10 protein-coding genes are annotated in these 12,471 nt (G+C 69.6%); 2 read left to right on the forward strand and 8 right to left on the reverse strand.

Translation table 11 applies throughout. The annotated features are described in order from the left end of the window. Positions 1 to 7 precede the first annotated feature (7 nt). Positions 8 to 2,581, reverse strand: coding sequence for an ABC transporter permease (locus ACWH49_RS04760; protein ID WP_448170414.1), 2,574 nt, complete (start codon positions 2,579 to 2,581; stop codon positions 8 to 10). A gap of 115 nt (positions 2,582 to 2,696) precedes the next feature. Between ACWH49_RS04760 and ACWH49_RS04765 the strand changes: the two genes are divergently transcribed. Together ACWH49_RS04765 and ACWH49_RS04770 are read left to right on the forward strand one after the other, a co-directional pair. Then, positions 2,697 to 3,560, forward strand: coding sequence for a dioxygenase family protein (locus ACWH49_RS04765; RefSeq protein WP_448170415.1), 864 nt, complete (start codon positions 2,697 to 2,699; stop codon positions 3,558 to 3,560). A gap of 13 nt (positions 3,561 to 3,573) precedes the next feature. Then, positions 3,574 to 4,182: a GNAT family N-acetyltransferase gene (locus ACWH49_RS04770; RefSeq protein ID WP_448170416.1), complete on the forward strand. Its 609-nt coding sequence runs from the start codon at positions 3,574 to 3,576 to the stop codon at positions 4,180 to 4,182. A gap of 4 nt (positions 4,183 to 4,186) precedes the next feature. Here ACWH49_RS04770 and ACWH49_RS04775 read toward each other — a convergent pair whose 3' ends face one another. From ACWH49_RS04775 to ACWH49_RS04805, 7 genes are all read right to left on the reverse strand, one after another. Next, positions 4,187 to 5,299, reverse strand: coding sequence for a BMP family ABC transporter substrate-binding protein (locus ACWH49_RS04775; RefSeq protein WP_448170417.1), 1,113 nt, complete (start codon positions 5,297 to 5,299; stop codon positions 4,187 to 4,189). Positions 5,300 to 5,390: 91 nt separating this feature from the next. After that, complete coding sequence (locus tag ACWH49_RS04780) at positions 5,391 to 6,152, reverse strand: TerC family protein (protein ID WP_448170418.1); 762 nt, start codon at positions 6,150 to 6,152, stop codon at positions 5,391 to 5,393. Between the two features lie 48 nt (positions 6,153 to 6,200). Continuing rightward, entirely contained in the window at positions 6,201 to 7,241 is a 1,041-nt protein-coding gene (locus ACWH49_RS04785) for an adenosine deaminase (RefSeq protein ID WP_448170419.1), read from the reverse strand. A gap of 104 nt (positions 7,242 to 7,345) precedes the next feature. Beyond that, positions 7,346 to 8,524 carry a BMP family ABC transporter substrate-binding protein gene (locus tag ACWH49_RS04790; protein ID WP_448170420.1) on the reverse strand — a complete coding sequence of 393 codons (1,179 nt, stop codon included), beginning with the start codon at positions 8,522 to 8,524 and terminating at the stop codon, positions 7,346 to 7,348. Positions 8,525 to 8,603: 79 nt separating this feature from the next. Then, positions 8,604 to 9,524 (reverse strand): ABC transporter permease, encoded by a 921-nt coding sequence (locus ACWH49_RS04795; RefSeq protein ID WP_448170421.1) that lies wholly within the window; start codon positions 9,522 to 9,524, stop codon positions 8,604 to 8,606. 268 nt (positions 9,525 to 9,792) lie between these two features. Then, positions 9,793 to 10,911, reverse strand: a complete 1,119-nt coding sequence (locus ACWH49_RS04800) for an ABC transporter permease (protein WP_448170422.1) — start codon at positions 10,909 to 10,911, stop codon at positions 9,793 to 9,795. After that, a complete protein-coding gene (locus tag ACWH49_RS04805) occupies positions 10,898 to 12,427 on the reverse strand; it encodes an ABC transporter ATP-binding protein (RefSeq protein ID WP_448170423.1) in 1,530 nt (509 codons plus the stop codon). The genes ACWH49_RS04800 and ACWH49_RS04805 overlap by 14 nt, the downstream gene beginning before the upstream one ends. Positions 12,428 to 12,471: the final 44 nt, after the last annotated feature.

Here is a 12,471-nt window from a genome sequence, read left to right on the forward strand (position 1 = left end):
TCAGCCGTCAGACATCCGCGGCCTGCCGCAGTGTCTGCACCACCGGCCGGCGCAGCACGTCGCGCAGGCCCCACCAGCCGGCGGCGAGGGCGAGCAGCGCGCCGGCCGCGCCGCCGGCCAGCGGCACCCAGGGCGCGGCGCTCCAGCTGAACTCGAACACGTAGCGCGCGAGCGCCCAGCCGACCGCCATGGCGGCGCCCGAGGCCAGCACGCCGGCGAGCGCGCCGACGCCGAGCAGCTCGGCCCGCTGCACCTGCCCGAGCAGCGTGCCGCTGGCGCCGAGCGCGCGCATGACCGCGAACTCGCGCGAGCGCGCCTCGCGCGTCGCGGTGACGGCTGCGAACAGCACCACCAGCCCGGCCGCGAGCGTGAAGCCGAACAGGAATTCGACCGCGCGCACCACCTGGTCGAGCACCCGCTGGATCTGCGCGATCGAGGCCGACACATCGATCGCGGTGATGTTCGGGAAATCGCGCGCCAGCCCGTTGTCGAAGGCCACGCCGCCCTTCGGCCCCTCGGGCGCCCGGTAGGCCGCGATGTAGCTGACCGGCACGTCCACCATGTTCGCGGTCGGGAACATGACGAAGAAGTTGACCCGCATCGAGCTCCAGTCGACCTTGCGCAGGCTGGTGATGCGGCCCTGCGCGGTGGCGCCGCCGACATCGAAGCGCAGCTCGTCGCCGAGCTTCAGCCCGAGCGTCTGCGCCAGGCCCTCTTCGACGCTGACCGCATTGGGCTCGTCGCGTGTCCAGCGGCCCGCGGCGAGCAGGTTGTGCGGCGGCATGTCGGCGTCGTGGCTGAGGTTGAACTCGCGGTCGAGCAGGCGCTGGGCCCGGTCCTCCGCATAGTCCTCGAGCCGGACCGGCTTGCCGTTGATCGCGACCAGCCGGCCGCGGATCATCGGGAACCAGTCGTAGCGCTTCACGCCTGCGTCGTCGAGGCGCTGGCGAAACGCCTCGGCCTGGTCCGGCTGCACGTTGATGACGAAGCGGTTCGGCGCGTCCTTCGGCGTGGCCTGGCGCCAGCTGTCGATCAGGTCGGTGCGCAGCAGCACCAGCAGCACCAGCGCCAGCAGCCCGACGCTGAGCGCCGACACCTGCAGCACCGCGAACGCCGGGCGTGCGGCGATCTGGCGGGTCGCGAGCACCAGCCAGCGCGGCGCACGCGCCTCGGGCACGGCGCGGCGCAGCAGTATCACGGCGAGCCACGACAGCAGCGCGAACACGGCGATCGCCGCGGCGAAACCGCCGACCGCGATCAGCCCGAGCTTCAGGTCGCTCGACACCGCCAGCAGCAGCGCGGCGAAGCCGAGCGCGCCGGCGGCGAGCACCGCGATCGACGCCGGCCGCAGCGCGCCCACGTCGCGTCGGATCACCCGCAGCGGCGGCACCTGCGCCAGCTGCAGCACCGGCGGCAGGCCGAAGCCCATCAGCAGCGTGAAACCGACCCCCAGGCCGAACAGCGCGGGCCACAGGCTCGGCGTCGGCAGGCTGGAATCGACCAGGCCGGCCAGCAGCAGCACGAACACGTAGTGCACCGCGAAGCCCAGCACCACACCGGCCACGCTGGCGATCAGGCCGACCGCGCCGAACTCGGCGATGTACTGCAGCGCGATCGTGCGCTGCGGCAGGCCCAGCACGCGCAGCATCGCGCAGTCGTCGAGATGGCGGCTCGCGAAATCGCGCGACGCGATGCCGACCGCCACCGCCGCGAGCAGCGCCGACAGCAGCGCCACCAGGTTCAGGAACTTGGCCGCGCGGTCGAGCGTCTGGCGCATCTCGGGCCGACCGGTGGCGAGCGACTCGATCCGCAGCCCGCGCAGGCCGGCGCTCTTGACCTGCGCCTCGGCCCACGCGACGAACTGCTGCACCGCCCGCTCGTCGGACCCTCGGGCGGCGACCGCGAGCCGGTAGTTGACGCGGCTGGCCGGCTGGATCAGGCCGGTGGCGGGCAGGTCCCCCTCGTTCAGCATCACGCGCGGCGCGAACGACGCGAAACCGGTGCCGCGGTCGGGCTCGTTGACGATGCGCCGCTCGATCCGCAGGCTGGCATCGCCGAGCAGCAGCGTGTCGCCGACCTTCAGGTTCAGCGCGCCGAGCAGCGCCGGATCGACCCACGCGGTGCCGCGCTGGGGGGCGCCGGCGCGCAACTCTTCCTTCGCGCCCGGCGCGCCGCCCACGGTGACCTGGCCGCGCAACGGGTAGGCCTCGCTGACCGCCTTGACGCTGACCAGCCGCGACGCGCCGCCCTGCTGCTCGCTCGCTCGTCCCATGCTCGGAAAGCCCGCGGTCGACGCGGTCAGCAGCCCGAGCTCGCGCGCCTTGGCGGCGAAGGCCGGCGGCGCCGGCTGGTCGGACGAGACGATGGCGTCGCCGCCCAGCAGTTGCCGGGCGTCGCGGGCGAGGCCGCCGTTGATCCGATCGGCGAAGAAGCCCACTGCGGTCAGCGCCGCCACCGCCAGCATCACCGCGACCACCAGCAGGCGCAGCTCGCCGGCCCGCAAGTCGCGCGCCATCTGGCGCCAGGCCAGCACCGCGGCCGAAGGGGGCCGCGGCGCGGCGGTCGTCGTCGAATCGTTCATGCGGCGGAACTTACACGACTCGGCCCGCGGCGCCGCGGGCGGGGGGCATTCCGCTCGAACGCTGCATGCAAGCGCCTCGAACGCCGGCCGGCCGACGCGGTGCTGTAATGACCTCATGAAGCACACTGCCCTGCCCCCCGTCTTCGTCTCCCACGGTTCGCCGATGATCGCGCTCGAGCCCGGCGCGGCCGGCGCGTTCATGCGCACGCTCGGCCCGGCGATCGACGCGGAGTTCGGCCGCCCGACCGCGATCCTCGCGATCTCGGCCCACACCGCGGCGCGGGCGCCGGTGCTGCTGGCTGGCGCGCAGCACAGCGCGGTCTACGACTTCGGCAATTTCGACCCACGGCTCAACCAGCTGCGCTACGACGCCGCCGGCGCACCGGCGCTGGCGCGCCAGATCGCCGGGCTCATGGAATCGTCGGGCCTGGCGGTGCACTTGCTCGACGACGGCGGCCTGGACCACGGCATCTGGACCGCGCTGCGCTACATCTACCCGCAGGCCGACGTGGCGGTGCTGCCGCTGGCCTTCGTGCCGGACCAAAGCCCGGCGCAGCAGTTCGCGCTCGGCCAGGCGCTTGCCCCGCTGGCCGACGAGGGCGTGCTGATCCTGGGCACGGGCAGCATCACGCACAACCTGCGGCGGGCGTTCGCCGGCGGCCTGCGCCCGAGCGGCGCGCGGCCCGAGATCCCCGAGAGCACGGCCTTCCGCGAGTGGATGAATGACCGCGGCATCGCGCGCGACTGGGACGCGCTGCTCGACTACCGGCGCCGCGCGCCCCACGCCGTCGACATGCACCCGACCGACGAGCACCTGCTGCCCTGGTACGTGGCGGCCGGCGCCGGGGGCCGCGACCACGCGCCGGTGCGGCTGCACGCGGGCGTCGATCTGGGCTGCATCGGCATGGACGCCTACGCCTTCGGCCCGCAGGCCACCCGGTTGGCAAGCCAGCTCGAGGCGGGCCGCGTCGCCGCGTGATCCAATCGCAGCGATGGATGACACCGGTTCACCTGTCGCTGCCCCGCTGCTGCTGACCGCACGGCTGAGGCTGGTCGCGGCCGACGAACACCTGGCAGGCGCGCTGGCCGACTTCCACGAGCGCAACCGCGCGCATCTCGCGCCGTGGGACCCGCCGACCGAAGCCGGCTTCTTCAGCGAGGCCGTACAGGCGCAGCGGTTGCGCGACGCGGCCGCCGCGTTCGCCGCCGGCAGCGGCTTCCGCTACCTGATGCAACCGATCGGCGACACGCACCGCGTGATCGGCACGATCAACTTCTCCAACATCGTGCGCGGCGCGTTCCACAGCTGCAATCTCGGCTACGCACTCGACCAGCCCTACGAAGGCCAGGCGCTGATGACCGAGGCGCTGGGCTGCGCGATCGGCGAGATGTTTTCGCCGCAGATCAACCTGCACCGCATCCAGGCCGCCTACCGGCCCGAGAACTGGCGCAGCGCCGAGGTGCTGAAGCGCCTGAACTTCCAGGACGAAGGCGTCTGCCCCGACTACCTGTTCATCGACGGCGCCTGGCGTGTGCACCGGCTGGTGGCGCTGCTGAACCGGCACTTCGTCGAGCCGACCGCGTGGCGGCAGGCCGTCTAGGCGGTCACGGCTTCGGCACGCTGCCGGCCACGCCGCGCACGAACCAGTTCATCGTCGAGATCGCCGCGTCGTCGAGCGTGCTGCGCGCCAGCCGCACCTTGCCTTCGTTGTCGACCAGCGGCCCGGTGAACGGCTGGAACCGGCCGGCAACGATCTGCGCGCGGCGTGCGTCGACCAGCGCCAGGGTCGCGGCGGGCACGTCGCGCGCGATCGGGCTCAGCTGCACCACGCCGTCCTTCATGCCGCCCCAGTAAGGCTCGGGCTTCCAGGTGCCCGCGAGTGCGGCGCGCGCGACCCGCGTGTAGTAGCCGCCCCAGTGCAGCGTGACGGCGGCGAGCTGCGCGTCGGGCGCGTAGCGGCTCATGTCGCTCTGGTAGGCGATCGCGCGCACGCCCTTGGCCTTGAAGTTGGCCTGCGCGGTCTGCGGCACGGCCGGCGAGCCGCTGTGGTTGGTCAGCACGTCGGCGCCCTGGTTGATCAGGGACTGCGCCGCTTCGCGCTCGCGGGCCGGGTCGAACCAGGTGTTGAGCCACAGCACCTTCACGGTCGCGGCCGGGTTGGCCTCGCGCATGCCGAGCGCGAACGCGTTGATGCCCTGCACGACCTCCGGCACCGGGAAGCCGGCCACGTAGCCGGCGATGCCGCTCCTGCTGGTCTTGCCCGCCAGCAGCCCGGCGAGGTAGCGCGCCTCGTAGTAGCGCGCGTTGTAGGTGTTCACGTTGGCGGCGGTCTTGTAGCCGCCGGCGTGCTCGAACTTCACGTCGGGGTGGTCCGCCGCGACGCGCAGCGTCGGCTCGAGGTAACCGAAGCTGGTCGCGAAGATCAGCCGGTTGCCCTGCGCCGCCAGATCGCGGATCACGCGTTCCGAGTCGGGGCCTTCGGCGACGGATTCGACCACGCTGGTCGCGACCTGGTCGCCAAGCGCCTTCTGCATCGCCAGGCGGCCCTGCTCGTGCTGGAAGGTCCAGCCGGCGTCGCCGATCGGGCTGACGTAGACGAACGCGACCTTCAGCGGCGGCCTGGTCGCCGGGGCCTGCGCGTGGACCGCGGGTGACGCCGTGACGGCGAGCATCGCGCCCAGCGTGACAACGCTGGCGCGGGCGAGGTTTTTGAACATGGTGTTCCTCTACATGGCCCCGGGGGAAGGAAAAACCGCCTGCGGGGGCACGCAGGCGGCGGGTCGAGCGATTATCGCCGCGCGGGGCGCTTCAAGTTGGCGGCTTGTCGTCGGCGACGTAGTCGGCGTGGAGCACCACCGCCTTCTTCGCGCGCTTGCGCATCGTGATGTTCAGCATCTCGACGCCGACCGAGAACGCCATCGCGAAGTAGACGTAGCCCTTCGGCACGTGCTGGTCGAAGCCTTCGGCGATCAGCACCACGCCGACGACGACCAGGAACGACAGCGCGAGCATCTTGATCGTCGGGTGGTCGGAGACGAAGCGACCGATCGTGCCGGCGAACAGCATCATCAGCCCGACCGACGCGATCACCGCCGCGATCATCACCTCGATGCGATCGACCATGCCGACCGCGGTGATGATCGAATCGAGCGAGAACACCATGTCGACCACCATGATCTGCAGGATCACCGCGGTGAACGTGGCCTTGACCGCGCTCGACGCGTGGCCCTCCTCACCTTCGAGCGACTGGTGGATCTCGCCGGTGGCCTTGTAGATCAGGAACAGGCCGCCGGCGATCAGGATCAGGTCGCGCCCGGAGATCTCCTGGCCGAGCACCGTGAACAGCGGCGCGACGAGGCCGACGATCCACGCGAGCACCAGCAGCAGCCCGATCCGCATGAACATCGCCATGAACAGGCCGATGCGCCGTGCCTTCTCGCGCTGCGCCTTGGGCAGCTTGTCGACCAGGATCGAGATGAAGACGATGTTGTCGATGCCGAGCACCAGCTCGAGGGCGGTCAGCGTCGCGAGGGCGATCCAGGCTTGCGGGTCGGTCAGCAGTTCGAGCATCTTGGCGCAGCCGGGGGTTGGGACGGCGCCGATGATAGAGGGCGAAATTCAGTTCTCGGCAAAGACCTTGTCGAGTGACCGAAGCCAGCGGGCTTTCGATTCGGGATCGGCGAAGCTGGCTTCGAAGCTGTTGGCCGCGAGCCGGTGCGCATGGCGCGCGGTCAGCTGCGGCAGCGCAGCGAACGCCTCGAGGAAGTTCTGGTTGATGTAGCCGCCGAAGTACGCCGGGTCGTCGGAGTTGACGGTCGCGCACAGGCCGGCGTCGAGCAGCGCGGCCAGGTTGTGCGCGCCCATTGCCGGGTAGACGCACAACTTGATGTTCGACAGCGGGCACACGGTCAGCGGCACGCGCTCGGCCGCCAGGCGCGCGACCAGCGCCGGGTCGGCCAGGCAGGCCACGCCGTGGTCGATGCGCTCGACATGCAGCACATCGAGCGCGCTCCAGATGTAGGCCGGCGGCCCCTCCTCGCCGGCATGGGCGACGAGGTGCAGGCCCAGTTCCCTGCAGCGCGCGAACACGCGCGCGAACTTCTCGGGCGGGTTGCCCTTCTCGCTGCTGTCCAGGCCGACGCCGATGAACCGGTCACGGTACGGCAGCGCCGCTTCGAGCGTCTCGAGGGCCGCCTCCTCGCTGAGGTGACGCAGGAAGCACAGGATCAGCGCGGCGTCGACGCCCAAGTCGCGCCGCGCGGTGTCGCAGGCGCGGGTCAGCCCGCCGATCACCGTGCCGATCGGCACGCCGCGGTCGGTGTGGGTCTGCGGGTCGAAGAACAGTTCGGCGCGCACGACGTTGTCGGCCGCGGCGCGCCTGAAATACGCCATGGCCATATCGAAGAAATCTTCCTCCTTCAGCAGCACGCTCGCGCCGGCGTAGTAGATGTCGAGGAAGCTCTGCAGGTCGGTGAACGCATACGCGGCACGCAGCGCCTCGACGTCCGGGTACGGCAGCGCGACACCGTTGCGCTGCGCGAGCGCGAAGATCAGTTCCGGCTCGAGCGAGCCTTCGATGTGGATGTGCAGCTCGGCCTTGGGCATGGCCTGCAGCAGCGCCGGCAGGCGCTCGCGGGGGATGTCGTCGAAGTCGATCATGTGCGGCGGTTCCCAATGAAAAGAGGCCGCGTTGGCGGCCTCTCAAAGAAGCCCGCGTTCAGCGGCCTCCGGATGATACGAAGCGCAGCGCGCCCCGCGTGGTCTTACTTGCCGTCGCCGCCTGGCACCTTGCCTTCGACGCCCTTGACGTAGAACTTGATGCCGCCGAGGAACTTGTCGTCGGCGACCGCGTCCTTGGCCAGCACTTCCTTGCCGTCGGAGCCCATGATCGGGCCCTTCCAGATCTGGAACGAGCCGTCCTTCAGGCCGGCCTTCACGGCGTCGACCTTGGCCTTGAGTTCGGCCGGCACCTTGTCGGAAATCGAGACGATGTCGATCGCGCCTTCCTTGACGCCCCACCACGCAGCCTGGTTGCCCTTCCACGAGCCGTCGAGCGCTTCCTTGGTGGCCTTGATGTAGTACGGGGCCCAGTTGATGACGGCCGAGGCGAGGTGCGCCTTCGGCGCGTAGGCGGTCATGTCGCTGTCCCAGCCGAAGGCCAGCTTGCCGGCCTTCTCGGCAGTCTGCAGCACAGCCGACGAGTCGGTGTTCTGCATCAGCACGTCGGCGCCGCCGTTCATCAGCGACTGCGCGGCTTCGGTTTCCTTCGGCGGGTTGAACCATTCGTTGACCCAGACCACCTTGGTCTTGATCTTCGGGTTCACCGACTGCGCGCCGAGCGTGAAGCTGTTGATGTTGCGGATGACTTCCGGGATCGGGATCGAGCCGACCACGCCGATCGTGCCCGTCTTGCTCATGCCGCCGGCGATCACGCCGGCCATGTAGGCGCCCTCGTACGTGCGCGAGTCGTAGGTGCGCATGTTGTCGGACTGCTTGTAGCCGGTGGCGTGCTCGAACTTCACGTCCTTCAGGTCGGCCGCCACCTTGAGCATCGGCTCCATGTAGCCGAAGGTCGTGCCGAAGATCAGCTTGTTGCCCTGGCTGGCCATGTCGCGGAACACGCGTTCGGCGTCGGCCGCCTCAGGCACCTTCTCGACGAAGCTGGTGACGACCTTGTCGCCGAATTCCTTCTCGACCGCCTTGCGGGCGTTGTCGTGCGCGAAGGTCCAGCCGCCGTCACCGACCGGGCCGACGTACGCGAACGCGATCTTCAGCGGCTCGGCCTTGGCCGGCGCGGCCGATGCCGCAGCGACGGGTGCAGGAGCCGGCGCCGGCGCGACCGGTGCTTCTTCCTTCTTGCCGCAGCCGACGAGCGCGGCGGCCGCCGCGATCGAGCTGAGGCCAGCCAGCTTGATCAGTGAACGCTTGGATTGCAGGGTCATGTCGTCTCCAGTGGGGAAAATCGGGGTTGGGGCGAAGCGCAGGAATTATGTGACAAGGCGTAGCCGGTTTTGGCGTCGTCTAGCTGCCCGGGAAGAACGGCTTGCCGATCGACGCGGGCATGTTGACGCGGATGAAGGTGGCGTTGCGCGAGATCAGCACCAGCACGACGATGGTGGCCAGGTACGGCATCATCGTCAGGAACTGGCTCGGGATCTGCACGCCCTCGCCTTGCAGGTGGAACTGCAGCATCGTGACGCCGCCGAACAGGTACGCTCCGAGCAAGACACGTGCCGGCCGCCAGGTCGCGAAGGTCGTCAGCGCGAGCGCGATCCAGCCCTTGCCGGCCACCATGCCCTCGACCCACAGCGGCGTGTAGACGACCGAGATGTAGGCGCCCGAGATGCCGCACAGCGCGCCGCCGACCATCACCGCGAACATGCGGATGCGGCGCACCGGGTAGCCCAGCGCATGCGCCGATTCGGGCGATTCGCCGACCGCGCGCAGCACCAGGCCGGCGCGCGAGCGGTACAGGAACCACGCGAGGGCGACAGTCAGCACAATCGCGAGGTAGACCATCGGGTGCTGCTTGAACAGCGCCGGGCCGACGAGCGGGATGTCCGACAGGTACGGGACCGCGAAGTTGGGCCGTTCGCTCAGCTTCGCCTGCGTGTAGGAGATGCCGACGAACGCCGAGAAGCCGGCCCCGAACAGGCTGAGCGCCAGGCCGGTGGCGTACTGGTTGGTGTTCAGGTAGATCACCAGGATGCCGAACGCGGCCGCCAGCAACGCGCCGGCTGCGGCGCCGCCGATGAAGGCGAGCGTGTCGCTGCCGGTGTGGACCGCGGTCGCATAGCCGGCGATCGCGGCGACCAGCATCATCCCTTCGGCGCCGAGGTTGACGATGCCCGCGCGCTCGTTGATCAGCAGGCCGAGTGCGGCGAACGCGAGGACGGTGCCGGAGTTGAGGGTCGCGGCGAGGAGGAGTGCGATGGAGTCCATTGTTCAGTTGCTCCTGCTGGTCTTGCTTGCCTCGGTGGCAGCGCCAAAGGCGCGCCCGGGTGCGCTGCGCACCCCCCTTTGCTGCACGCGTGGAGGCGCTTCCCCGGAAGTGCGCGGGTGGTGGGGGTCGCGGCAGGCGGCACCCGGCAGGCCCCGGAGCGAGCACCGGAACGGAGTCGGCGCGCAGCGACGACCGCCACCGGATGAGCCCCTGCCGGGTGCAGCCTGCCGCGAAACGCTCGACGATGAAAGGAGTTCGGCAATCATCTCAAGCCCCCTTCACCGTCGTCGCCCCAACCAAAGGCGCCGCAGTTTTGACCGGAACCGGCCGCGAAGCCTTCCAGCGAATGCGATACGCGATCAGCGTGTCGCAGGCCAGCAGCGTGAACAGCAGCAGCCCCTGGAACACGCCCGTCAGCGACTTCGGCAACCCGAGCCGCGACTGCGCGAGTTCGCCGCCGATGTAGAACATGCTCATCAGGATCGCCGAGAAGATGATGCCCACCGGGTGCAGCCGCCCCACATACGCAACGATGATCGCCGCGAAGCCGTAGCCGGCCGGCACGTACGGCGTGAGCTGGCCGAGCGGCCCGGCGACCTCGAGTGCACCGGCCAGGCCGGCCATGCCGCCCGACAGCAGCAGCGCCGTCCACAGCGCCTTGCGCGACGAGAAGCCGGCATAGCGCGCTGCCGCCGGCGCGAGCCCACCGACTTGCAGTTGGAAGCCGGCGTACGTGCGGAAGAGCAGCACCCAGAACGCGCCGACCGCGAGCAGCGCGATGATCAGCCCGATGTTGACGCGAAAGCCCGTGAACAGCTTCGGCACGCTGGTCGACTTCAGGAACGTGATCGTCTGCGGGAAGTTGAAGCCGGCCGGGTCCTTCCACGGGCCGTAGACCAGGTAGCCGAGCACCTGGTCGGCCACGTACACCAGCATCAGGCTGACGAGGATCTCGTTCGCGTTGAAGCGGTCGCGCAGGAACGCGACGAGCCCGGCCCACGCCATGCCGCCCAGCACGCCGGCCGCGAGCACGGCGGCGACGATCCAGCGGCCGGTGTCCTTGTCGGCCGACATCGCCACGCCCGCGGCGGCGATCGCGCCGACCACGAACTGACCCTCGGCGCCGATGTTCCACACGTTCGAGCGGAAGCACACCGCCAGCCCGAGCGCGATCAGGATCAGCGGCGTCGCCTTCATCGCGAGCTCGGTCAGCGCGTAGACGCTCTTCAGCGGCTCGACGAAGAACACGTACAGGCCGCGCATCGGGTCCTTGCCGAGCAGCATGAACAGGATGGTGCCGATCACCACCGTGATCGCCAGTGCGAGCACCGGCGACATCAACGACATGACCTTGGATTGCTCCGGTCGGGCTTCAAGCTTGAGCATGTGCGGTCTCCTTGTCGGCGGCATTCTTGTTCCACAGGCCGCTCATCCATTCCCCGATCATCTCGATCGTCGCGTCCGAGGTGTTCACGCTCGGCGACACCTTGCCCTGCGCGATCACCACCAGCCGGTCGCAGATCTCGAACAACTCGTCGAGCTCCTCGCTGACGACCAGCAGCGCGCAGCCCTGGTCGCGCAGCGCGAGCAGTTCGCCGCGGATCTGCGCGGCGGCGCCCACATCCACGCCCCAGGTCGGCTGCGAGACGATCAGCAGCTTCGGGTTGGCGTGGATCTCGCGGCCGACGATGAACTTCTGCAGGTTGCCGCCGGACAGGCTCTTCGCTGCCGCGCCCGGCCCGCCGGCCTTCACGTTGAAGCGCCGGATCAGCTCCTGCGCCAGGGCGGTGACCTCGCCGGTGCGGATCCAGCCCGAGCGGCCGATCGCCTCGGTGCGCGTCAGCATCGTGTTCGCGGCGAGCGACAGCGTGGGCACCGCGCCGCGGCCCAGGCGCTCCTCGGGCACGAAATGCAGGCCGGCGGCACGACGTTCGCGCGGCGTTTCACGGGAAATATCCTTGCCGAACAGGTGCATCGAGTCTTTCGGCGAGCGCGGGTCCTCGCCGGACATCGCCGCCATCAGCTCCTGCTGGCCGTTGCCCGAGACGCCGGCGATGCCGAGGATCTCCCCCGCGCGCACCTGGAAGCGGATGTCCGTCAGGTTCATGCCGAAGTGGTCCTCCTTCGGCAGCGTGAGGCCGCGCACATCGAGGACCACGTCGCCGAGCTTGGCCTGCAGGTGCTTCAGTTGCGGTGGCTCGGCGCCGATCATCAGGCGCGACAGCCCGGCATTGGTCTCGGTGCGCGGGTCGACCATGCCGGTGACCTTGCCGCCGCGCAGCACCGTGCAGTTGGTGCACAGCGCGCGGATCTCGTCGAGCTTGTGGCTGATGTAGAGGATGCTGGTGCCCTCGCTGGCGAGCTTGCGCAACGTGACGAACAGCTTGTCGACGGCCTGCGGCGTCAGCACCGAGGTCGGCTCGTCGAGGATCAGGCACTTCGGGTTCGTCATCAGCGCGCGCACGATCTCGACCCGCTGGCGTTCGCCGACCGACAGCGTGTGGACCGGCCGCAGCGGCTCGACATCGAGGCCGTACTCCTTCTCGACCTTCATCATCCGCTGCGTCACCTCGGCCAGGCTGAGCGACTTGTCCAGCCCCAGCCAGACGTTCTCGGCCGCGCTCAGCGTGTCGAACAGGCTGAAGTGCTGGAACACCATGCTGATGCCGAGCGTGCGCGCCTCCTGCGGGTTGCGGATGTTGACGGCCTGACCGTTCCAGCGGATCTCGCCCTCGTCGGGCCGGACGGCGCCGTAGATCATCTTCATCATGGTCGACTTGCCGGCGCCGTTCTCGCCGAGCACGGCGTGGATCTCGCCGGGGGCCACCTGCAGGTTGACCGAATCGTTCGCCTTCACGGCGGGGTACTGCTTGCTGATGTTGACCAGTTCGAGTCGCAACACGGTGTCAGTCTCCTATGACGATGATCATGCTCGCAAAGTCCGGA

The sequence above is a fragment of the Rhizobacter fulvus genome (assembly GCF_964020785.1).

What these genes read in the sequence shown, in the direction of transcription:
- ACWH49_RS04760 (WP_448170414.1), bottom strand. Translation starts at nt 2,581, where the DNA reads ATGAACGATTCGACGACGACCGCCGCGCCGCGGCCCCCTTCGGCCGCG.
- ACWH49_RS04765 (WP_448170415.1), top strand. Translation starts at nt 2,697, where the DNA reads ATGAAGCACACTGCCCTGCCCCCCGTCTTCGTCTCCCACGGTTCGCCG.
- ACWH49_RS04770 (WP_448170416.1), top strand. Translation starts at nt 3,574, where the DNA reads ATGGATGACACCGGTTCACCTGTCGCTGCCCCGCTGCTGCTGACCGCA.
- ACWH49_RS04775 (WP_448170417.1), bottom strand. Translation starts at nt 5,299, where the DNA reads ATGTTCAAAAACCTCGCCCGCGCCAGCGTTGTCACGCTGGGCGCGATG.
- ACWH49_RS04780 (WP_448170418.1), bottom strand. Translation starts at nt 6,152, where the DNA reads ATGCTCGAACTGCTGACCGACCCGCAAGCCTGGATCGCCCTCGCGACG.
- ACWH49_RS04785 (WP_448170419.1), bottom strand. Translation starts at nt 7,241, where the DNA reads ATGATCGACTTCGACGACATCCCCCGCGAGCGCCTGCCGGCGCTGCTG.
- ACWH49_RS04790 (WP_448170420.1), bottom strand. Translation starts at nt 8,524, where the DNA reads ATGACCCTGCAATCCAAGCGTTCACTGATCAAGCTGGCTGGCCTCAGC.
- ACWH49_RS04795 (WP_448170421.1), bottom strand. Translation starts at nt 9,524, where the DNA reads ATGGACTCCATCGCACTCCTCCTCGCCGCGACCCTCAACTCCGGCACC.
- ACWH49_RS04800 (WP_448170422.1), bottom strand. Translation starts at nt 10,911, where the DNA reads ATGCTCAAGCTTGAAGCCCGACCGGAGCAATCCAAGGTCATGTCGTTG.